This is a genomic window from Streptomyces sp. NPDC044704, assembly GCF_056433525.1.
The window spans coordinates 13,166-34,721 of sequence record NZ_JBWKGY010000037.1 but is presented as its reverse complement, the minus strand read 5'-3'; the positions used below and the strand labels follow the sequence as shown (position 1 = coordinate 34,721).

The window sequence follows — 21,556 nt, the reverse complement described above, 5'->3', positions numbered from 1 at the left end:
GACGTGTGCTCTTCCGAACCCCCGCGGAGCGGGACCCCAGGCGCTGCGCGCCTGGGAAGTGGCCCCGTCTCGCTGCGCTCGGCGGGCGAGGCTTCGCCTCGCCAAGGCCCGGCCTTTGGCCGGGATCCCAGGCGCTGCGCGCCTGGGACAAGCGAGGCTCTGCCTCGCCAGGCCCGGCCTTTGGCCGGGTTCCCAGGCGCTGCGCGCCTGGGAAGGGAACCCCCCTCGCTGCGCTCGGGCGCCGGCCCTTCGGGCCGGCTGGAGCCACCGCTTCGCGGTGGCTGGTCAGTTCGATTCGCTCTCTGACCTGCGGGAATCCGCTTCGCGGGTTCCCGTGTGGGCTTCGCTGCGCTTCGCCCTGGGCGGGCCGCTGCGCGGCCGCGGGGGCTTGGTCGCTGCGCTCCCCTGCCCCGGGCCGGTCTCGTGCCCACCCCGGCGGCCTCTCCGCTGCTGCCGGCGGCCCGCGAAGCGGGACCGGGATCCAATGGGCATGGTCAGGAGCAGCCCTGACGGGCCGTCTACAGGCTTCTGAACTGGGCTTATTACACGTCGATGTTCCCTGAGGCGAAACCGGTGGCACAGGAGCACACGTGCCCTCCGGCCCTCCCCCAACATCGCACCCACCACGAAAACACACCTAAATCACGGTCCATCAGAGACCTTCGAGAAATTCAGAACGTCGCCCCAACGAATTCGGAAGGCCTCACCCAAAACTATTGAATACCGCTCGGATTCGCGTTCACCTGCTCCCGAAGAAAAGTCCGAGCTACCCGTACAGGGAACTTGCGCGCCTTGCATGCGAGTCACGCAACCTCAGATCAGCGATCCGGCCGCTCCGGCCACGACTCCGTGTCAAGCGTTCGCGAATCCGCCCGCCGGCCACCTTGAGGGACCTCTGACCAGGCACGGAACGCAAATTCGCGAGAACTCGACCCCGGTGCCCGCCGATCTCACAGTTACCCCCGATCCACCCCACAGCCCCGGCACCATGCCGACCCAACCGAAGGAACACCACCACCATGACCACCACCACGAGGTCGACGACCGAGACCACCGCCCAGCCCGCCGAGACCGGCGCACAGGAGCTGGCGCGGCTGCGGCACCAGCGGGACAGGCTCCTCCTGGTGCTCACCTTCGCCCTCGCGATGCTCGGCACCATGCTCGCCGTCGGGGCAGCACTTTTCGTCCGGTGGGCACCGGCCTGGGCCGACCCCTTCGCGGTCGGCGCCGCCGTCGGCGCCCTGTTTCTGGCCCTCGCGCTGACCGCCCTGCAGCGCCTCTGGCACCAGTAGGACACGCGGTACGGGCCCGGCCATGGGAGGGAAGGCCGGGCCCGACGACCCCGCAGGAAGCTCCCACGGCCCGCAGGGCCGGTCGCCAGGGCTGCCTTCTGGGCCCCCGGCCTGCGTCGTCGGGCGGCCCCATGACCTTGTGCCAGGCCGTGAACCAGTCGTGCAGGTCCATGGCAGTGACCTCGCAGGCTTCCAGGAAGCCGATGTACTTGCCACCATCGGCCGGCAGCGCGCGGGCCGCTGCGCGCTGGGGAAGAGACCCGGTTCGCTGCGCTCACCGGAAGGCCTGCCCTTCGGGCAGGGGTCCTGCGCTGCGCTCCGGACTGTTCGGGTTCCGCTTCGCTCCACCCGAATGGCTCGCTCCGCGAGCCGGGATGACCCCGTTTTACGGGGTCTGGGCCTTCGGCCCGTTGGGCGGATCCGCTCCGCTCCCCCGCCCGGGTCCTTCCGGCTCCGCCTCCAGGACCAGCCCGCTCCGCGGGCGGCTGATGACAGGGAAGCCGGCTGCTGGGTAGAGGCCTTCGCCGGTTGACCAGGTCACTGCCTGTGCTTCGGCATCCTCCCGCGTGATCCAGAGTCCTGTCCCCGGATACGTCTCCAGCCTTCGTCCCAGGTCGGCACTGTAAACAGCACGGGCCCTCAAGTTCTCCAGGTGCACTACACGAGTGACCATCCCCACCAAGCGGGGCGAGCCCCGGTGCCGGCCGACCGCAAGGGCTTCTCCAAAGCCAAGGTCCCAACAGGGTGTGACGAGCCAGACCTTGCCACCCGCCGGGAAGTGCTTGGTGCCACTGCGGACCTCCGCCCCACCCGGTCCGTACGGAATCTCACGCCGAACGTTCGCGACCACGGCGTATCCGAACAGCTGGCCCGTCTCAGAGGGGGTACTCATGCAAACAAGTCTCCCCAACGTCGATCGGTCCGGCGATAGGTTTAAAAGGGAATAGCCGACGTGGGCCAGCCATCTTGCGCGTGAACCCCTCAAGTAGCTTAGAAGCCCCTGTTCGCTGCGCTGGGACTGGACCTCCAGGGTGGAGTCCGGCGCTTCGGGCTGGCCCAGGGGTTCCGCTTCGCAAGGAAATAAGTTCCCGCGCTGCGCGGGAGGTGACCCAGTTTCACGAGGTCCGGGCTGGTTCCTGCCTTGCGGATCTGCCGGGGCCAAGCAGTGCTGACTCGCCCGGTAGCGTTGCGCTCTTCGGGTGCCGTCGGGGCCCGAAGTCCCTGAGGTGAATACCTATGACCATTGACGAACTGCCTATCGTATGGAGCCTCTCCCCTGAGGACGCCCGAGCTGGATGGCGAGCCCTGTGGTGGAGCGTCGGACCGGGCTGTGAACTTGCAGTGATCCTGGTCCAAGAACGGAACCTGCACCGTTCCCCGTACATCAAGGGCTGGATCGGCTGGCGTGTACCGGCCCGTGTGACGGGTTGCTGGTAGTGGTCACAGACGGGACGTCAGGCCGTACCCGCCAGGGCAAGGACGGAGCCTGGGAGAGACTGAGCCTGCCCGGTCCGATGGGCATGCGCTGCGCCCAGGGCCGCGACGGAGCCCTCTGGCTCCGCGGCGGCGACACCTGGGTACGAATCTCGGCCTGAGCCCCCACAGCACAACTCACCGAACGCAGCCGCAAGCCCTACCGGCCACACACTGGGGAAGGACCACCTCGCTGCGCTTCAGCCCGGGAGATAACCCACCCCGATGCATCATTCTGGTGTGTGGCTACACTCTGGAACCTGCACCCCCCTCAAGGTCCGAGGTAGCGACCTGACATGTCGGGGACCTGCACAGTGCCTCCCGCAGACGCCCATCCCCGCCCCGGACACGCTGTCCACGGCCAAACACCTCACGCCGACTGATGCCTACGACGGTCGAGAGTCAGCAGTGTTTGTCGGTCCGCGCCGAGAACGGCCTGCTGGTGGCGGGAAGAGGTTCAGTGGTGAAGCCCTTGGGGCTATTCGCTTGATCACGGTCGTGTGGCGCAGGGCGGCGGGCCTGAAGGCTCACGCAGGCTGAACGCAGTGGGGTGTGGCCGGACATACCGCTCAGGCCGTGAAGGACTCGGGGCCGAAGCGGCCCCACACCACGAAGGCGGCCAGGGCGAGGTAGACCAGGTCCACCACCATGAATGTGGTCTCGTGACGCCGTATGCGGACGATCGCCGCACCGGTCATCATCAGCACCAGGCCGAGGGCTGCCAGCGGGACCAGAACCGGTGCGGTGCCGAGCACGGCGGGCAGGACCAGGCCCGCCGCGGCCAGCACCTCGAGGGCTCCGATGGTTTTGATGCCGCCGGCGCTGAAGTCCTCGGCCCAGCGGGCGCTGGAGCCGCTGGCGGCGATCTTCTCCTTCGGCGTGATCACCTTGAAGGCGCCGCCGAGCAGGTAGGCGGCGGCGAGCAGTCCGGTGACGATCCACAGGGCGAGGTTCATGGGATGTGTCCTTGCATGGTGTCGGCTCGGGAGCCGGGGTCGCAACGGTCGCGTGGCGGGCGGATGGTCAGCCGTGCTGGCCGGGCTGGTAGCCGCCCGCGGGCTGCTGGATCATGACGTTTCCGCGGTTGAAGGCGTTGATGATGGCGATCTGGGCCACCAGGTCGGCGAGCTGGTCGTCGTCGTAGTACTTGGCGGCGTTCGCCCAGACCGCGTCCGGGACCCCGCCGGCCGCGTCGGCGATACGGGTGCCCTCTTCGGTCAGCTCCAGGGCGGCGCGTTCGGCGTCGGTGAACACAGTGGCCTCGCGCCACGCCACGACCAGGTGGAGACGTACCGCGCTCTCCCCGGCGTGCGCGGCGTCCTTGGTGTGCATGTCGATGCAGCCGGCGCAGCCGTTGATCTGGCTGGCACGGAGCATCACCAGTTCCCGGGTGGACGCCGGAACGGTCGAGTCCGCGAGCGCCCTGCTCGCGGCGATGATGTGCTTCATGGCCTTGGCGGCGACGGGGCTGTTCATGAAGTTCAGTCGAGCGTTCATCGTGCACTCCTTGGTTCCTGCTGTTCGCTGTCGCCCTCTAAGACAGGGCACCCCGGCAGCCTGTGACAGGGGCCGATGTGACGTGCGTCTCCCCGCAGGGCCTGCGATGGCCCGCCGACGGCCGGCCGAAGCCCCTCGGATACTCTCTGGGCGTCCTGTGGATCTTGGAATGGGCCGGCGGGGCGGCGCGCTCGGACTGAGCACCGCCGTCCGCGAGTTGGGGGAGGGGTCCCATGTCGGGAGCAACGGATGTGACGGACGAGGCCGCCTACCGGCCGCTGATGTTCTCCATCGCCTACGGGATGACCGGGTCGGTGGGCGACGCCGAGGACCTCGTCCAGGACGCCTACCTCGGCCTGACCCGGGCTCACCAGGCGGGTACCGCGATCTCCGCACCAAAGGCGTACCTGACCACAGCCGTGACGCGGCTGGGGATCAACCACCTGAGCTCGGCACGGGTACGCAGGGAGACCTACGTGGGGAACTGGCTGCCCGAACCGGTCGTCGTGACCCATGACCGGCCGGGACCGGTCGAGCACGCCGAGCTGGCCGACTCGCTGTCCATGGCCTTCCTCGTGCTGCTGGAGGCCCTCTCCCCGGTGGAGCGGGCGGTGTTCATGCTGCGCGAGGTGTTCGGGTACGACTACCCGGATGTGGCGAGGAGCACCGGGAAGTCCGAGGCGAACTGCCGCCAGATCTTCGCCCGTGCCAAGAAGCGCATCACCGCGGCCGGGCCGGACGCGGACAGCGTGCCGCCCCCCGCCAAGCGGGCCGAGGGCGAGGAGCTCGCCCGCAAGTTCTTCGAGGCGGCCGAGGGCGGCGACCTGAACGCGCTGCTCGGCATGCTCGCGCCCGACGTCGTGTACTACGGGGACGGCGGCGGCAAGGCGCGAGCGACCAGGAATCCGGTGGCCGATCCGCAGCGCGTCGGGCAGCTGCTCGTCGGCGGTTTCCGCCGGATCCGGAACCTCGGTGCCGGTCTCCGTCCGGCCTGGGTCAACAGCCGCCCCGGCGCCGTGACGTACGACCCCGAGGGCCGGGTGGTCAACGTGGTCGAGCTCGACATCGTCGACGGTGTGATCCGGGCGATCCACTCCGTGTCCAACCCCGACAAGCTCCGCCACCTCGGACCCGTGTCCGACATGGCACGGCTGGACGACGGCGGCCAGGGGGAGGACCTCTCCCCAGGGTCGGACCAGGCCTAGCGCGAGTCGTGCGCGTGCCTCCACGCTGAGGCCTACCGCGTAGGCGAAACAGTGGAGTGGGTCCCCCTCCAGGGGATGGCTCTCATCCCCTGTCGGCCGGCGCCGCCTGGGGACGGGGGTGCAGGGGGGTGGTGCTGAGGTGGTGGCGGTCTTGGGGGCCGAAGGTGGACCAGAGGGCGGCGGTGAGGAGGAGGAGGGCGCCGAAGGCGAGGTAGACCGGTTTGCCGCCGAAGCGGTCGAAGAGGAAGCCCGTCGCGAGGATCGCCGCGGCGCTGACGATGCGGATGACGGCGTCGAGCAGGCCGTGCCAGGTGCCGAGGAGGTTGGCGGGGGCGCGGAGTTGGACGAGGAGGCCGGCGGACCTGAGGTAGACGGTGAAGCCGATGCCGAAGAGGATCAGGGCGGCCGCGAGGATCCACTGGGTCCGGCCGAAGAGCGCCGCGGTCAGGGTGCCGGCGCCCGCCAGGGCGGTGGCCCAGCGGAGGCTGGTGTAGATGCCGTCGGGGCCGGCCTTGGCGACGGCGAGGCCGCCGATGATCGCCCCGATCGTGGAGAAGGCGAGGAAGGAGCCGGCGCGGGCCGGCGACATGTCGAAGGTCTCCCTCATCAGGGACAGCAGGGAGAGGATGACCGTCGAGAGGGCGAGCACGGTCAGGGCGTGGAAGGTGAGGAAGCGGCGCCAGGCGGGGCTGGTGGCCAGGGTCCTGGCGACGACGCGGCGGGACGGGAGCGGCTCGGGCGTGGTGTCCGGTTCGGGTGCGGGGTTCGCCGCGTCGGTTCCGTCGGGGGCGGCAGCCTTGGGCCGGCGTGCCACTACGGCGACGAAGGCGGCGAATACGGCCAGGGCGAGGACCTGGAGGCCCGCGGCGACCAGGAGGGCGCGGGAGCCGGGCATGAGGGCGATGACGAGGCCGGCGACCACCGGTGCGAGGAGCTCGCTAGCGGAACGAATGGTTCCGCCAATGCCCTGGACCCGGACGAGGGTCTTGGCGTCGAGGATCCTCGGCAGGAGCACGAACAGGGCCATTTCCCCGATGTGGTGGACGAGGTCCACGGTCGCGGCGGCCACGACGATCGCCCACAGGTGGGAGGAGAGGAAGGTGGAGCCGATCCCGATGAGGACGAAGACGCCGATCTTGACGAGATAGGCCGTGACGAGGACGGACTTCGGGTTGCCCCGGTCCAGGAGGGGGCCGGCGGCCACGGAGGCGACGACTTCCACGCCGTAGCCCACGCAGTAGACCAGGCCGACCGTGCTGACCAGGCCGGAGAGGTCGAGGGCGAGGTTGGCGAACGCGATGTCGTAGATGCCCTCGCTCATGGAGCGGGACAGCACGAGTAAGGCGAAGACGACGAGCAGCAGCGTCAGCCAGCGTGACGGGGTGGTGAGCGGGGTGCGGCCGGCCGCCCTCGGGCCCTGTTCCGTCGTGGTCATCGGTAGGCCAGCTCTCGGACGACCTCGCCCGGGAGCGCGGAGCCCGGCGCCTCGAACGTCGGGAGCGGTCCGCCGGCGGGGACGGGGACGAACAGTTCGGGCAGGCGGGCGCCGCCGCTGTCGTGGACCTCGTACTCGACCCGGTAGTGGAGGGTGCCGTTGCCGCGGGCCCGCATGAGGACGCCGGGTTCGATCGTCAGGACGACGCGGGCGTCCTGCGGGAAGGGCAGGACCTGGGAGGCCCCGAAGGTGGGGGAGTCCGCGCGTCGGTCGATGAGTTGGAGTTCCATCTCGGGATTGTCGTACAGCAGGGGGGACAGCTTCAGCGTGAGATTGGGATGGGCGCTGAAACAGGGCGGCCAGGCCTCGGGAATGTCGTGAACCATGGTGTCGGCGAGGCCGTTCTCCACGTTGGAGCCGATGCCGTACGAGTCGTCACGGATGGACTGGTAGGAACCGACCGCGGCGTTGACCGTGGCGAGCTGCGACCGGGGCAGGTCGGGCTGCTGCCCGGCGAGGTCCCGGTCGATGAAGTAGCGGTGGAGTTCGCCGCCGATCTCCGCGGAGGCGACGACGCCCTGCTCGGTGGCGCCACCGAGCCAGCTGCGGGACACCACCTTGGAGACGAGGAACTGGGCCGGTGTCGGCAGCTCGACCGTGTTGGCGACGGCCCGCGGGCGGGAGCGGTTCATGTCGGTGACGGCGTAGGTGGCGTTGTCGTCGAACGGCGACCACGCGGAGGAAGGGTCCTCGGGTGCGTGGAGCGAGTAGTCGTTGCGGGTGGTCACGGTCTCCAGGCGTTCGAACCAGTGCGCGTAGCCGGGCGGGACGGCCAGAACGCACGACCCGTCGGCCGGCACGTCGATCTCCAGCTTGCGGTCGTACTCCGGGGAGTCCGACCGGCAGTCGTACAGGTGGACGGTCACGGGCGGGGCGTCGGCCGGGCCGTAGAAGGACAGCCGGTCGTACTGGCCGAGGTGCACCGCGTACTCCTCGTAGGCGAAGTGCGGGCTGTGCACCATGTAGTGGTAGGGACGGTCGTTGCGGGAGGACCGGATGTGCCGCGCTCCCGGGAGGCCGGACTCCTCGCCCGTCGTGCGCGTCTTGGTCATGATCAGGTGCGGCTTGGGGAGAGCGGACATGGCGGCGTTCCTTTCCGAAAATGCCTGGGGGCGGGCGCACCGGACCGGTGCGCCCGCCCCCCAACGACTACTGCGGTGCTCAGACGGTGGTGACGACGACGCCCTCGGGCAGGGCCGCCTTGAACTCCTCCAGGTCACCGTAGGCACGCGAGGTGATCTGCTCCTCGGTGTCCGCGTCGATCATCGCCTGGGCGATCTTCCCGAGGATGCTGCGGAAGTACTCGGGGGTCTCGAAGTAGGGCTCCAGCGCGGAGGTGAGGCTCTCCAGGGCGGCGCGGGCGGCGGGGTCGGTGACGTCACCGGACATGGCGGCGAGCTCGGTCTTCCACGCGGTGGTCTCGACACTGGTGATCGACATGGTGCGTTCCCTTCGTTGGGTCCTTCGGTGGCGTCCGCGGGGTGCTCGTGCGCGGACGGTTCTGCGGAGGTTTCCGCAGCGGACTTCAGCGGGTGAGCGACATTGCCTTGGCTTCCATGCGCGCCAGCGCGTGGAGAGCCGGGCCGGGCAGGTAGCGGTCGCCGTCCTGCTCGGGCCTGCTGGGACCGGCTCCGGAGGGGTCGGCCGTGATGACGTCGCGTCCGAGGGGGTGGTCCAGGACCCAGGGTTCGAGGTCGAGGAGTTCCATTTCGGAGCGGAGCCAGACGCGGCCGGTTCCGGTGAACCGGTACCAGGTACCAGGGGGGACGCGGACCCCGATGGTGGGGTCGCCGAGGGGGATCACGGAGTGTTCGCCGTCCGCGGTCACCACCTCGATCCGTGCGTCGGTGCTGCCGGCCAGCCAGGTGAGGCGGCGGCGGGAGTACTCGTGCCGGACGTACCGTCCGCCGGTCGTTTCCCCGTCGCCGCGGCCGGCGTCGAGGTCCGCTTCCAGGACGTCCGACGTGCAGCTGTCCGTGGAGGGCACGACGGTGAAGGATTCGGGTCCGGTCAGCACGAAGTTGTTGCGGGAGGTCAGTTCGTTGCCGTCGTCGGCGGTCTCGGCGGCACGCCACGCCGGGCGGATCGTGGCGTAGGTGGTGCTGCCGCCGATGGAGACGCGGTAGCGGGCGGCGTAGGCGCCCTGGTCCTGGGAGTTGGTCTGCTGGGACATCCGGGAGAGCAGCAGGTGGGCGGCGACCGGCAGCTCGTGGCGGTTGGTCCGTACGACAGGCACCCGGGAGGAGGAGCGGAGGAAGGAGACCAGGTCGTTGTCCGGTTCCCAGTCCGGGTTCTGGTCGGCGTACCAGACGGGTTCGTCGCGGGTCACGACCCCGCCGAGACCGTCGAGGGTGTGGGCGACGCCCTTGGGGATGATCAGGACCCGGTGGGGCGAGACGGCCATCTCGATGGTGATCTCGTCGCCGAGTTGCGGGGAGTCCTCGCGGCAGTCGATCAGGTGCACGGTGATGCGCTGGCCTTCGCCGAAGAAGGTGAGCCGGTCGTCCTGGCCCACGTGGATGCCGTAGGAGGAGTAGGTGAAGTCCTTCTCGTGGGTGACGTAGTCGGTGATGCCCGGGCCGTTCGAGATGCGGGTCACCCGGACGACGCCGTTGGTGCCGTCGCTCTCGCTCACGTTCGTGGTCTCCAGGCGGGCTCCCGGGAGGGAGAACTCCGTGGCGGTGACGTCGTCGGGCACCTGGAAGGTCCCGATGTGGCGGCGGGCGGTGGTCCGGTCGAGCGCCGTACGCGGCGCCGCGTCAGCGGTTTCGAGCATGGTGGGTTCCTCTCTCGTGCCAAACGTGGTGATGGCCGACGCGCGGGCCGCGGGGCGGGTGTGGTGGAGGTGGCTGCGGTCACCGGGGCGGGGGGCCGTCTCCGTCCGCGGTGTCCGACAGGTGCCAGGCGGTGAGTCGTGGTGCGCGTTCGACGGCGCGCAGGCACGCGGCGCGGGCGGTCAGCAGGGCCTCGGCCTCGCAGTCGGCCAGGACGAAGAGGACCAGGTCGATCTGGTCGTGGCCGGCGCGTGCCCAGAGGTGCTCGATGCGGTCCGCGGGGTCGAACTGGGCCGTGAGCAGTTCCCTGAGGTCGTCGGGGGCGGCTGTCGCTCCCCGGGAGCCGACCAGTCGCATGGTGATCATATGCATGGCGATCTCGGGCCCTCGCGCCATCGGCCCGCCGTCGGTCCGCCGTCGGCGCCCGTGTCAGACCGGCCGCTCGGTACCGGTCCCGTCCTGGGGCGATACCCAGCCGAACCCGTCACCCGGCGCCACCGCCTGCCGTGTCCTCCAGCCGAAGCCGTCGTCGGCCACGACCGCCTGGTTCGTCCCCCAGCCGAATCCGTCACCGGCGGACGTACGGCCGGCGCCCGATGCGTCCTGGGCGACGGCGCCCGAGGTGGCGACGGCCACGACGAGAGCGGCGGACGAGAGGAGGACTGCGGCGACCCGGGACATGACGGACTCCACCCTTCAGAAGCAGCTTTTTCCTTGACTGTCGCTTTCACCCCGGTCCGTGGGGTGTTGCGTTCGATGGCATAAGCCTGTCCCACCGCGGTGGCGGTGTCACCAGGCACAGACCGGCGTCAAATCGCCAGGCGGAGAGACGCCACCTCGGGCGAGGTCCCCTTCCCGCAGCCGTCGGCAGCGGGTCCCGTGGGCGGGAGGGCGCGGAGCGGGAGCACGGTGTGATCACCGTGACGGGCAGGGCGGCCGGGCGGTGCTGAGCCTGGCGGGGATTACGGGGATTGCGGGGATTACGGGGTTGAAGACGTCATGCCCATGCGAAAGCCTTCGTCCACCGGTGGTCCTGACCGAAGGGAGACCACATGCTCCAGTTACTCGGACTCACACCCCATGCCGAGACCGTTTACCGGGCAACGCTCCAGAACCCCGACCACGGTGTCGCCGATCTGACGGCCGACACCGGGCTCCCGGAGAAGGTGGTGCGCGCCGCGTTCGACGAACTGGCGGCGCTCGCCCTGCTCAAGCCGTCCGACCAGCGCGGGGGCAGCCTGCGTCCGGTGAGTCCCGACGTCGGTCTGGCCACCTTGCTGGCCGGCGCCGAGGCCGACCTCGCGGCACGGCTGGCCCAGGTGGAGACCACGCGCGCGGAGATAGCCGCGATAGCCGCCGAGCACCTGGGCACGCGCATGTCGGACAGCGCCACGCGGCTCGAAGGGCTCGATGCCGTCCGTACGCGGCTCGAGGAACTCCAGCGGACCACCGAGTTCGAATGCCTGTCCCTCAACCCCGGTGGCGCGCACCGGCCCGACGCCCGCAACGCCGCGACCCCGCTCAACGAACAGGCCCTGGAGCGCGGGGTGAAGATCCGGGCGGTGTGCCGTGACAGCTTCCGCAACGACGCGGACACGCTCGCCTACGCCCGGTGGCTCATCGAGCACGGCGGCCAGATGCGGACCGTGCCCACCGTCCCGATCCAGATGATCATCGTGGACCGGCGGGCCGCGATCCTGCCGCTGGACCCGGAGGATCCGCGCAGGGGCGCGCTCGAAGTGCACAGCTCCGGCATCATCACCGCCCTGTGCGCGCTGTTCGAGCTGTGCTGGTCGACGGGGACGTCCTTCGGGGAGCAGCCGCCCTCCGACGACAACGGGTGCACGCCCACGGAACGCGCCCTGCTGGAGATGGTCGCCGCCGGGGACACCGACGAGACCGCGGCCCGCAACCTCGGGATCTCGGCGCGCACCGTGAGCCGGATGATGTCCAGCCTGATGGAAAGACTCGACGCGGCCAGTAGGTTCCAGGCCGGCGTGAACGCCACGAGACGCGGCTGGTTGTAGGTCCGGTCGGGCTCGCGCGTCCGGCCCGGGGCGGGGCGGGGCCGTTCGGGGGCCTTCCCGGCGGAGCCGACCGGGCGCGCAGGGGGCCCTAGGGCCTGTCGTCAAACTCCCGTCTGCCCCGCGACGCCTGGCACGCGCTCTCGCCGCACCGGGCGAAAGCCAAGTACGTCCAGTACGCGGGCTTCCGCCCGGCGCACCGAGAGCACGCACCAGACGCCGCAGGGCCGCCCTCCGGGCGACGACGGGAGTTTGACGACAGGCCCTAGTCGGCGGCCGTGGGCAGGGCGAGGAGGAGGGCGCCGCGTTCGGCTGACCGTGCCGTGCGGTGGGTGCGCGGGGAGTGCAGGCGGGCGAGGTAGTCGTGCGCGGTGGGGAGGGTCTCCAGGAGGGTGTGCTGGTGGCGCTTGATACGGGTGAAGTGCTCCTCGGCGGCGCGCAGGGCGGCGGGGTGGCGGGCGAGGGCCGGGGAGGGGCCGCCCGTACGGGGGCTGACGGCGGTCAGCAGCGTGCGGAGCGGCTGCTCGTCGGGGGTCGGTGAGAGGCCTGCGCGGTGGGCTTCGAGTGCGGCCCGGGCGGTGTCGGAGAGGGGCAGGGGGTGCCGGGCCGGGTGGCGCAGCCGTAGGAGGTCGACGGCGCGTTCGTGGTGCGCGGCGGCCGCCCGGTTGAAGCGGGCCGCGGGGGCGTCCGGTCGGTCGGGGGACGGGAAGTCCCGGATCAGGCGGTCCAGCAGGTCCAGGGTGGCCGCGTGGTCCTCGGCGAGGGGGTCGGTGAGGCCGGCGGCCGCGCCGAGGGCCACGCAGTTGTGCACCCAGGAGCGGCGGGGGCGGCCGGGGCGGTGGCGGGTGTGGGCGGCTCGCGCGGGTGTGTCGCGCGCGCCGTGGGTGTCGAGCAGCTGACGGGCCGCCTCGTCGGGGGTGGTGCGGGCGCTCGCGTAGGCCAGGCCCGCGCCGTAGCGGCCGAGCAGGGGCAGGCGCCACGTCCAGCCGGCGGGGGTGGCGGTGGCGGTGGTGTACGGCTCGACGCCGTGCAGGGCGCTGTCGTGAGGGGCGGTCAGGGTGACGGTGCTGTCGGCGGGGACGAGGCCGGTCTCGTCGGTGAAGGGTTCGGCCAGCACGCCGGCGATCAGCAGGCGGGACTCGCCCGTGCAGTCCAGGACGAGGTCCGCGGCCAGGGTGCCGCGGGTGGTGTGCAGCGACGTCACCTTGCCGTGTGCGTCCCGGTCGGCGCCGAGCAGGTCGCCGGTCAGCAGCCGGACGCCGCGGGTACGGACGGCTTTCGCGCGCAGGAAATGGGTCAGCATCGTGGTGTCCGCGTGCCAGCCGTAGGCAATTGCCGCCCGGCCGTCCAGCCAGCGCGGTGATTTCTTCGCGTCCATGAGCGGGGGCTCACGGAAACAGGCGCGGTCGGCGGGTTCCACGGTGTGTCCGCAGGCCCGGCGCAGGGTCCATGCGTCGGAAAGCGGAAATCCCTCGCAGTCCGGGAGCGGGCTGCTGCGGGGGACGTAGACGTGGGTGTGCGGGGCGGAGCGGTCGGTGTATTTGACGGCGGCGGTGAAAGAGGCGTCCGCGGCCCGCATCCATTCGTCTTCGAAGATGCCGAGCGGGTCGAAGAGATCACGCTGCGCGGTCGGCGCCAGCGCCGTGACCTGCATGGACGGGCGGTCGGCGGTTTCCAGGACGGTGATGCGGACCGTGTCGGGGAACGCCGAGGCGAGCCGGGCCGCGGCGATCCAGGCGGTGAGGGTGCCGCCGGCGATCACCACGTCCGTGAGGGGGGTGGGGGCTTTCCGGTCCGCGTTCTTGTCCATGGGGGAAGGGTGGGGCGGTCCCCCATATTCCTTCTATGGCGCAGCTGTATTCGCGGTGCGGGCCGGAATGGAGACCGTCCATAGGGGCCGATCCGAATCTGTTGGTGCGGGACCTGAACGGGGCCCGGATCCGACAGGAGGAAAACGCACATGTTCGAGACCCCCCAGGTCCAGCACCCCTTGGACATTCTGACCGACATCGAGAACAGCGCGGCGATCGACCAGGAACTGCTGCTGCGCGACAGTGGGACGCCGTGGGCCGATCTGCTCGCGGACTACGTCGACGCGCTGAACGAACTGGCCGCGCGGGGCACCGCGGAGAACGGCTACATAGCGACGTACGGGCTGGACGAGGGGCACGCCGGAGGCTGCGGCTGACGGCGGCCGGGGCACGGCGCCGGCGGCCCGGTGGGAACCACCGGGCCGCCGCGGGAGGAACGTGGGGAGGGTGAGGTCAGAGGACGGGCACGCGGGTCCGGGCGAAGAGCCTGACCAGGGAGGTCAGGCGGTAGCGGGGGACGGCGCCGTCGGTGTGCGGGCCGGGTTCGAGGAGGCGGGCGTCGGCGAGACGGTCGAGGACGTCCTCGGCCTCCTGGTACGGGAGGTCGAGGACGGCTGCCGCGTCGGCCGGGGTGAGGATCCGCGGGGCGGTGGCGGCGAGCGCGTCGAGGGCGGCCGCGGTGGGGCCGTCGAGGCCGTCCAGGGCGGGGCGCATCGCGTCGGCCAGGTCGAGGCTGCCGATGCGGAGTTCGGCCAGGCGGCGGTCCTCGGTGGCGAGCCGGTCGGCGAGGCGGGCCACGGGCCAGTGGGGGCGGTCGGCGAGCCGGGCCGCGGCGATGCGCAGGGCGAGGGGGAGGCGGTCGCAGTACTCGGCGACCCGGGCGACGGATTCCGGGTCCGCGGACAGCCGGTCGGGGCCGGTGATCCGGGCGAGGAAGCGGGTCGCCTCGGCCGGGGTCATCGGGCCCAGGCGGACCAGGCGGGTGCCGGCGAGGCCGGCCAGGGCGGGGCGGATGCCGGTGACGACGGTACGGGAGTCGCCGCCGCCGGGCAGGAGGGAACGTACCTGGGTGTCGTCGGCGGCGTTGTCGAGGACGACGAGCATGCGGCGGCCGACGAGGAGGGTGCGGTAGAGCGCGGTGCGCTCGTCGATGCCGTCGGGGATGCGGTGCTCGTGCACTCCGAGGGCGCGCAGGAACCAGCCGAGTACCTGGCGGGGCGGGCGCGGCATGCCGATCGCGTCCCGCAGGTCGGCGTAGAGCTGGCCGTCGGGGAAGGCGGGGCGGGCGTGTTCGGCGGCGCGCAGGGCCAGGGCGGACTTGCCGGTGCCGGGGGCGCCGGTCACGACCACGTCCTGGCCCGCGGCCAGCACGGCGAGGACCTCTTGCAGTGCGGTCTCGCGGCCGGTGAAGTCGCCGGGGGCGGCGGGGCAGCCGTGCGGGGGCGGGAAGGGGGGGTCCTGGGGGGCCCGGGCCGGGGGTGTGGCCGGGGGCGGGGACGTGGCCGTGGCCGTGGGCGGGACGACAGCCGCGGGCCCGGCCGTAGCCAGGGCCTCGGCTACGGGCGGGGGCGTGGGCGCGGCCGAGGCCGAAGCCGGGGCCGGGGACGGGGCCCAAGCCGGGGGCAGGGCCGAAGCCGGGGCCGAAGCCGAAGCCGGGGCCAAAGCCGGGAGCAGGGCCGAAGCCGGGGCCGAAGCCGAAGCCGGGGCCAGGGCCGTGGGCAGGGCCGGGGCCAGGGCTGAAGCCGGGGGCAGGGCCGGGGCCGGGGGCGGGGGTGTGGCCGGGGGGAGGGGCGGGGGGTGTTCCTGGGTGGGGTGGAGGAGCGTGGTGGGTTCCGGGGAGGCCGGGGGCGGGAGGGTTCCCGTGAGGATCTGCTGGTGGAGGGTGCGCAGTTCGGTGCCGGGGTCGATGCCGAGGTCTTCGGCGAGGAGGCGGCGGCCCGCTTCGTACGCGGTCAGGGCGTCGGACTGGCGGCCGCAGCGGTGGAGGGCCGTCATCAGTTGGGCGCGCAGCCGCTCGCGGAGCGGGTGACGGGTGACCTCGCGGGTCAGGGTGGCGACGAGCGTGGCGTGCCGGCCCAGGGCCAGGGCGGCCTCCGTGTGGTGTTCGACGGTGGCCAGGTGGGTTTCGGTCATGCCGGGGCCCTCGGCGGCGGCGAGGTGGTCGGTGACGCCGCTGAGGGCCGGGCCGTGCCAGAGGGCGAGAGCGTCTGCGAGGCGGCGTTCGGCCTCGGCGTGGCGGCCCGCGCGGAGGTCGGCGCGGCCGGCGTCGGCGAGCTGCTGGAAGAGGTGCCAGTCGACGGTGGTGTCCCCGGTGTCCATGCGGTAGCCGGCGCCGTGCCGCCGCAGGCCGTGGTCCGGGCCGAGCCGGGTGCGCAGCCGGGAGACGTAGGTGTAGAGCTGGCTCGTGCTGGTGGTGGGCGGTTCCTCGCCCCACAGGAGGGCCGTGAGCCGCTCGTCGGTGACGATCCGGCCGTTCGCGAGGAGCAGGGCGGCCAGGACGGTCCGCTGCTTGGCGCCGTCCAGGGCGACCGGACGGCCGTCGTGCTCGGCCGCCACGGGCCCGAGGAGCGTGAAGTCCATGGTCTCCTCCGCGTCTTCGCCGGCGGGCCCGGACTGTCCGTGCCGCCCTGCGAAAAAGCTAGTGACCTGCGATTTTTCATCGCCCTCGGATCGATTTCAGTGGAGCGAAAGCGCTTTGAAAGCGGGGAAAAACGACGTCTCCCTAGCTTGGTGGACATGCCGAAGGGCAGCGCCGAGACCGACCCGAAGGAGACCCACCGTGAACCGCATCGCCCGCACCGCCCGCCGCACCGCCGCCACCGCCGTTCTCGCCCCGCTGGGCCGGGTCGCCGCCACCACGGCGGTCCTGGTGGCCGCGCTCGGTGCGGCCGCGGTCACCACCGTGGCCGGTGACGATCCGTGGGTCTCGGTCAGCGCCGCGGCCACGATGGACGACCCGTGGGTGTCCGCCCCGGCCGCGACCCTCCAGGACGACCCGTGGGTCTGAGGAGCCGCGGCCGCCGCGCGAACGCCGTGGACATCAGGGTCGTACGAGCGCGAACAGCTCCGGTGAGCCGACCGGTTCGCCTTCCGCGAGCACCACCAGGATCCGCTCCGCCCACTCCCGCCAGACCCGCGAGCCGACCTCGGTGAACAGCTCCGCCGCAGCCCGCAGGCTGCCCGCGGCGCCGGCCCGGTCCCCTCGCAGCATCAGTACGCTTCCCAGTGCGCCGGCCGCCCGTGCCTCCAGGAACGCGTCCGGCACCTCCGACGCGGTCCGCACCGCACTGCGCAGTACCGACTCGGCCTCCTCCAGCCGGTCCTGACACCACAGGGCCTCTCCCAGGGCGCGCAGGACGTGGGCCTCGCCCCGCCGGTCGCCGCTGCCCAGCACCAGCTCCATCGCCCTGCGGCAGGCCTCCTCCGCCCGCACCCCGTCCCTGCTCTGCAGCAGCGCCTCGGCCAGCCGTACGGTGCTGTGCGCCTCCGCCCGGACGGTGCCCAGCCCGCGGCTCTTGGCCACGGCCTCCGAGGACAGCATCAGCGATGCCTGCGCGTTGCCGCGCTCCAGCTCTATCTGCGCCAGCATGCCCAGTACATGGGTCTCGGCGTAGTGGTCGCCGACCTCCCGGAAGATCTCCAGGGAGAGCCGGCCCCGCTCCACCGCACCGTCCAGGTCGCCCCGGTGACGTTCGCACAGCGCGATGTTCCGGAGCACCAGGGCCCGTCCCTGGGCCTGGTCCAACTCCTCGAACAGGCGGAGGGCCAGGTTCAGGCGTGCGTAGGCGCTGTCGTGGTCCCACTGGATGATCTCCAGGGTGCCCAGGGACTGCTGCATCGCCGCCTCGCCGAGCCGGTCGCCGGTGCGGCGGGCGGCTTCCAGGGCGGCTTCGGCGGACTCGCGCCAGTCCTCCAGGTAGTTGCGGCTCTGGAAGAGCGTGACGCTGGACATCGTCAGGTCCCAGGCATAGCCGGACTCGTCGTCGCGGGCCGCCTGCTGGATGAGGGCCGTGAGGGAGGGGCGTTCCGATTCGAGCCAGTCCATCGGGTCTTCGAGCAGGTCGGAGGTCAGGTGGTCGGGCAGTTCGCGCACCGGAGCGGAGCCGGGTACGACGGTGTAGTCGCCGCCGTAGATGCGGCGGTGCGCCGCCTTGGCCAGGCCCAGCCACACCGCGCAGGCGCGGCGTACGGCGGCCCGCAGTTCGTCCTCTCCGTCTTCGGCCACGGCGCATTCGCGGGCGAACAGCCGCAGCAGGTCCTGGCACCGGTAGCGGACGTGGCCGCCGCCGGCGCTGAGGGGTTCCAGCAGCTGGGCGTCGACGAGGTGCTCGATGAGGTCCTCGGCGTCGACGGGGTCGATGTCGAGGAGGGCCGCACCGGCCCAGGCGGAGAATTCGGTGATGTTGAGCGAGCCCAGCAGGCGGAACATGCGGGCGGTGTCGGCGGGCAGGTCCCGGTAGCTCAGTCTGAATCCGGCCCGGACCCCGCGGGCGTCGAGGCTGAGCTCGTCCAGCCGTCGGCGCTGGTCCTCCAGCCGGGCGACCAGGGTACGGACGGTCCAGTGCGGTTTCGCGGCGAGCCGGGCGGCGGCGATGCGCAGGGCCAGGGGCAGCCGGTCGCACAGTTCGCTCAGCCGGGTGGCGCCCACCGGGTCGGTGGTGAAGCGGTCGTCGCCGGCGACCTTGGAGAGCAGGGTGATGGCCTCGTCCTGGCCGAGCGAGGCCAGGTGCAGGGGGACGAAGGCGTAGTCGCCGGCCAGGGCCCCGCCCATGTTGTCGCGGCTGGTCACCAGGACGCAGCAGCCCGAGGTGCCCGGCAGCAGGGGGCGGATCTGCTGGAAGGAACGGGCGTTGTCCAGGACGATCAGGACCCGGCGGCCGTCCAGGACGCTGCGGAAGAGGGCTGTGCGTTCGACCTGTTCGGCGGGGATCTGCGGGCCGGGGACGCCGAGGGCGCGCAGGAACCGGTCCAGGACGGCGCCGGGGCGGCGGGGGGCCTCCTCCTCGTCGTAGCCGCGCAGGTCGGCGAAGAGCTGCCCGTCGGGGAAGCGGGAGGCGACCTGGTGCGACCAGTGGACGGCCAGGGCCGTCTTGCCGACGCCGCCGGTGCCGACGATCGAGCCGACGGGCAGGGAGGAGCCGCCCTGGTGCTCCAGCAGCCGGTCCAGGGTGGCGAGTTCCGCGGTGCGGCCGGTGAAGGAGGCCGGGGCGGGCGGCAGGTGGGCGGGTACGGCGGCCGCGGCGACGGCCGGGGTGGTGGTCCCGTCGGTCTGGGTGAGTTTGGGCGAGTCGGCGAGGATGTCCTCGTGCAGTTCCTGCAGTGCGGGGCCGGGGTCGATGCCGAGTTCCTCGGCGAACAGGCGCTGGCCGATCCGGTAGGCCTCCAGTGCTTCGGCGCGGCGCCCGGAGCGGTATTGGGCGAGCATCAGCTGGCCGAGGGCCTGTTCGCGCAGCGGGTGCTCGCGGACGAAGCCGGTGAGTTCGCCGATCAGTTCGCGGTGTCCGCCCTGTTCGAGGCGGATGGCGGTCAGCTGCTCGTGCACGCCGAGGCGCAGTTCGGTGAGCCGGGCGGCTTCCGCCTCGACGCGTTCGGCGGTGACGCCGGCCAGGGCGGGGCCCCGCCACATGGCGAGGGCGTCCTCGAAGTGGGCGCGGGCCTCGTCGGTGCGGCCGCGGCGGGCCGCTTCCCGGCCTTCGGCCGCGCGTTCCTCGAACTCGACGGCGTCGATGCGGTGCTCGCCGGCGTGGAGCATGTAGCCGGGGTGGCTGGTGACGAGGAGGTCGTCGAGGCCGACGGCCGTCTTGAGGATCTTGCGCAGCGCGGAGACGCAGATGGCGATCTGGTTGCGGGCGGTGGCCGGCGGGCTGCCGTACCAGACGGCGTCGGCGAGCGTGTCGACGGAGACCACCCGCCCCGGGTTGAGCAGCAGCATCGACATGATGGTGCGCTGCCGGGCGCCCTGGAGGGCGACGGGGCGGCCCTCGGCACTGATGTCCAGGGGGCCCAGGATCCGGAACACCAGCTGGAGCACGGCTGCCCTCCTCACTCGGCCGCAGCCGTACCCGAACGACCGATGCGCCGCTGTTTCTGGGGTACAGGCCGTGCCGCGGGGCGGGCAACGCGGGCGGCAGCAAGCTGCCAGGCCCGGCCCCGGCCCAGGTCAGCCGCCTGCCTGCCAGGATGCGGGCGGGAGGAGGGGGGAGGGCTGCCAGGGGGCGGTGCGGTCGGCCGCGGGGTGGGCGGTGCCTTCGTGAGCGGCCGTCAGGGCGGCGATCAGGGCGGCCACGGCGGCGAGTTCCTCGGGGGTGGGGCGCCCGTTGATGACCTTGAAGAGGGCGGGGGCCAGGGGGCCGTCCAGGACCGGGGTCGCCGCTCTTGCGGGCCGTGCTGCGGGCAGTGCCGTGGACATGGGGCCGTCCTCACATCGGGGGGTTGCCGTGCTTGCGGGTGGGGGTCACGGCGTGCTTGGTGCGGAGCATGCCGAGGGCGCCGATCAGGGCGGAGCGGGTGTCGGCGGGGTCGATGACGTCGTCGACGAGGCCGCGTTCGGCGGCGTAGTAGGGGTGCATCAGCTCGGCCTTGTACTCCTTGACGAGCTGCTGCCGGACGGCGCCGGGGTCGTCGGCGGCGGCGATCTGGCGGCGGAAGACGACGTTCGCCGCTCCTTCGGCGCCCATGACGGCGATCTCATTGGCCGGCCAGGCGAAGGAGACGTCGGTGCCGATGGAGCGGGAGTCCATGACGATGTACGCGCCGCCGTAGGCCTTGCGCAGGATGACCTGGACGCGGGGCACGGTGGCGTTGCAGTAGGCGTAGAGCAGCTTGGCGCCGTGCCGGATGATGCCGCCGTGTTCCTGGCCGACGCCGGGCAGGAAGCCGGGTACGTCGACCAGGGTGACCAGCGGGATCGAGAAGGCGTCGCACAGCTGGACGAAGCGGGCGGCCTTCTCGGAGGAGTGGATGTCCAGGACTCCGGCGAGGGACTGCGGCTGGCTGGCGACGATGCCGACGACCTGGCCGCCGAGGCGGGCCAGGGTGGTGATGACGCTGGTGGCCCAGCGTTCGTGGACCTCCATGTGCTCTCCGTCGTCGACGATCTCGGCGATGACCTCGCGCATGTCGTAGGGGCGGCTGCCGTCGAGGGGTACCAGGTCGAGGAGGCGCTCGCAGCGGCGGTCGAGGGGGTCGTCGCAGGGTGTGGCGGGCGGGGTGGAGCGGTTGTTGGAGGGGAGCAGGGTGAGGAGGTAGCGGACCTCGGCGATGCAGGTCTCCTCGTCGTCGTACGCGAAGTGGGCGACGCCGGAGGTCTCGGCGTGGACGTCGGCGCCGCCGAGGCCGTTCTGGGTGATCTCCTCACCGGTGACGGCCTTGACCACGTCGGGGCCGGTGATGAACATCTGTGAGGTCTCGCGGACCATGAACACGAAATCGGTGAGCGCCGGGGAGTAGGCGGCGCCGCCGGCGCAGGGGCCGAGCATCACGCTGATCTGCGGGATGACGCCCGAGGCCTCGGTGTTGCGGCGGAAGATGCCGCCGTACCCGGCGAGGGCGGAGACGCCTTCCTGGATGCGGGCGCCCGCGCCGTCGTTGAGGGAGACCAGTGGGGCGCCGGCCGCGATGGCCAGGTCCATGATCTTGTGGATCTTCTCGGCGTGGGCTTCGCCGAGGGCGCCGCCGAAGATGCGGAAGTCGTGGGCGTAGACGAAGACCGTACGGCCCTCGACGGTGCCCCAGCCGGTGATGACGCCGTCGGTGTGGGGCTTCTTCGCCTCCAGGCCGAAGCCGGTCGCCCGGTGCCGGCGCAGTTGCTCGACCTCGTGGAAGGACCCTTCGTCGAGGAGGAGGGCGATGCGCTCGCGGGCGGTCAGTTTGCCCTTGGCGTGCTGCGCCTCGGTGGCGGCCGGGACGCCTTCGAGTACTTCCTGGCGGATGCGGACGAGTTCGGCGATCCGTTCGGCCATGGTCATGGGCGGCGGCTCCTTGCG

The 21,556-nt window shown here is 71.8% G+C and carries 18 protein-coding genes; 5 read left to right on the top strand and 13 right to left on the bottom strand.

The features are described 5' to 3' along the window. The first annotated feature begins 1,019 nt into the window (after nucleotides 1-1,019). Nucleotides 1,020-1,292 carry a hypothetical protein gene (locus AC07B0_RS39730; RefSeq protein WP_478867234.1) on the top strand — a complete coding sequence of 91 codons (273 nt, stop codon included), beginning with the start codon at nucleotides 1,020-1,022 and terminating at the stop codon, nucleotides 1,290-1,292. A 2,042-nt stretch (nucleotides 1,293-3,334) separates the two neighbouring features. On the opposite strand, the gene AC07B0_RS39725 is transcribed toward AC07B0_RS39730, so the two are convergent. Further along, nucleotides 3,335-3,721 carry a DoxX family protein gene (locus AC07B0_RS39725; protein ID WP_478900530.1) on the bottom strand — a complete coding sequence of 129 codons (387 nt, stop codon included), beginning with the start codon at nucleotides 3,719-3,721 and terminating at the stop codon, nucleotides 3,335-3,337. Between the two features lie 67 nt (nucleotides 3,722-3,788). After that, entirely contained in the window at nucleotides 3,789-4,262 is a 474-nt protein-coding gene (locus AC07B0_RS39720; RefSeq protein ID WP_469384295.1) for a carboxymuconolactone decarboxylase family protein, read from the bottom strand. A gap of 233 nt (nucleotides 4,263-4,495) precedes the next feature. On the opposite strand from AC07B0_RS39720, the gene sigJ reads away from it, so the two are divergent. Further along, the gene (gene sigJ, locus AC07B0_RS39715; RefSeq protein WP_478900528.1) at nucleotides 4,496-5,467 is read left to right on the top strand and encodes an RNA polymerase sigma factor SigJ; all 972 of its coding nucleotides are present in this window, start codon (nucleotides 4,496-4,498) and stop codon (nucleotides 5,465-5,467) included. A gap of 82 nt (nucleotides 5,468-5,549) precedes the next feature. Here sigJ and AC07B0_RS39710 read toward each other — a convergent pair whose 3' ends face one another. The 6 genes from AC07B0_RS39710 to AC07B0_RS39685 form a co-directional block, all read right to left on the bottom strand. Next, nucleotides 5,550-6,902 (bottom strand): MFS transporter, encoded by a 1,353-nt coding sequence (locus AC07B0_RS39710; protein WP_478900526.1) that lies wholly within the window; start codon nucleotides 6,900-6,902, stop codon nucleotides 5,550-5,552. Further along, nucleotides 6,899-8,044, bottom strand: a complete 1,146-nt coding sequence (locus tag AC07B0_RS39705) for a hypothetical protein (RefSeq protein ID WP_478900524.1) — start codon at nucleotides 8,042-8,044, stop codon at nucleotides 6,899-6,901. Before AC07B0_RS39705 ends, AC07B0_RS39710 begins: the two co-directional genes overlap by 4 nt. Nucleotides 8,045-8,123: 79 nt before the next feature. After that, entirely contained in the window at nucleotides 8,124-8,402 is a 279-nt protein-coding gene (locus AC07B0_RS39700) for a hypothetical protein (protein WP_356877177.1), read from the bottom strand. Nucleotides 8,403-8,487: 85 nt separating this feature from the next. Continuing rightward, nucleotides 8,488-9,738, bottom strand: a complete 1,251-nt coding sequence (locus AC07B0_RS39695; RefSeq protein ID WP_478900522.1) for a hypothetical protein — start codon at nucleotides 9,736-9,738, stop codon at nucleotides 8,488-8,490. A gap of 79 nt (nucleotides 9,739-9,817) precedes the next feature. Next, on the bottom strand, nucleotides 9,818-10,102 hold the full coding sequence (locus AC07B0_RS39690) for a hypothetical protein (RefSeq protein WP_467300179.1): 285 nt from the start codon (nucleotides 10,100-10,102) through the stop codon (nucleotides 9,818-9,820). A 63-nt stretch (nucleotides 10,103-10,165) separates the two neighbouring features. After that, complete coding sequence (locus tag AC07B0_RS39685) at nucleotides 10,166-10,417, bottom strand: hypothetical protein (RefSeq protein ID WP_478867248.1); 252 nt, start codon at nucleotides 10,415-10,417, stop codon at nucleotides 10,166-10,168. A 371-nt stretch (nucleotides 10,418-10,788) separates the two neighbouring features. On the opposite strand from AC07B0_RS39685, the gene AC07B0_RS39680 reads away from it, so the two are divergent. Further along, nucleotides 10,789-11,763 (top strand): helix-turn-helix transcriptional regulator, encoded by a 975-nt coding sequence (locus AC07B0_RS39680; protein WP_356877169.1) that lies wholly within the window; start codon nucleotides 10,789-10,791, stop codon nucleotides 11,761-11,763. 262 nt (nucleotides 11,764-12,025) lie between these two features. Here the strand turns inward: AC07B0_RS39680 and AC07B0_RS39675 are convergent, their stop codons facing one another. Then, the gene (locus tag AC07B0_RS39675; RefSeq protein WP_478900520.1) at nucleotides 12,026-13,570 is read right to left on the bottom strand and encodes a tryptophan 7-halogenase; all 1,545 of its coding nucleotides are present in this window, start codon (nucleotides 13,568-13,570) and stop codon (nucleotides 12,026-12,028) included. A 150-nt stretch (nucleotides 13,571-13,720) separates the two neighbouring features. Between AC07B0_RS39675 and AC07B0_RS39670 the strand changes: the two genes are divergently transcribed. Beyond that, a complete protein-coding gene (locus AC07B0_RS39670) occupies nucleotides 13,721-13,948 on the top strand; it encodes a DUF6269 family protein (RefSeq protein ID WP_356877165.1) in 228 nt (75 codons plus the stop codon). 76 nt (nucleotides 13,949-14,024) lie between these two features. Here AC07B0_RS39670 and AC07B0_RS39665 read toward each other — a convergent pair whose 3' ends face one another. Beyond that, complete coding sequence (locus tag AC07B0_RS39665) at nucleotides 14,025-16,151, bottom strand: AfsR/SARP family transcriptional regulator (protein ID WP_478900518.1); 2,127 nt, start codon at nucleotides 16,149-16,151, stop codon at nucleotides 14,025-14,027. 199 nt (nucleotides 16,152-16,350) lie between these two features. On the opposite strand from AC07B0_RS39665, the gene AC07B0_RS39660 reads away from it, so the two are divergent. After that, nucleotides 16,351-16,578 carry a hypothetical protein gene (locus AC07B0_RS39660; RefSeq protein WP_478900517.1) on the top strand — a complete coding sequence of 76 codons (228 nt, stop codon included), beginning with the start codon at nucleotides 16,351-16,353 and terminating at the stop codon, nucleotides 16,576-16,578. A 33-nt stretch (nucleotides 16,579-16,611) separates the two neighbouring features. Here AC07B0_RS39660 and AC07B0_RS39655 read toward each other — a convergent pair whose 3' ends face one another. From AC07B0_RS39655 to AC07B0_RS39645, 3 genes are all read right to left on the bottom strand, one after another. After that, entirely contained in the window at nucleotides 16,612-19,602 is a 2,991-nt protein-coding gene (locus AC07B0_RS39655) for an AfsR/SARP family transcriptional regulator (RefSeq protein ID WP_478900515.1), read from the bottom strand. 129 nt (nucleotides 19,603-19,731) lie between these two features. After that, nucleotides 19,732-19,980, bottom strand: coding sequence for an acyl-CoA carboxylase epsilon subunit (locus AC07B0_RS39650; protein WP_356877155.1), 249 nt, complete (start codon nucleotides 19,978-19,980; stop codon nucleotides 19,732-19,734). A 10-nt stretch (nucleotides 19,981-19,990) separates the two neighbouring features. Beyond that, complete coding sequence (locus AC07B0_RS39645) at nucleotides 19,991-21,532, bottom strand: acyl-CoA carboxylase subunit beta (RefSeq protein WP_478866736.1); 1,542 nt, start codon at nucleotides 21,530-21,532, stop codon at nucleotides 19,991-19,993. Nucleotides 21,533-21,556: the final 24 nt, after the last annotated feature.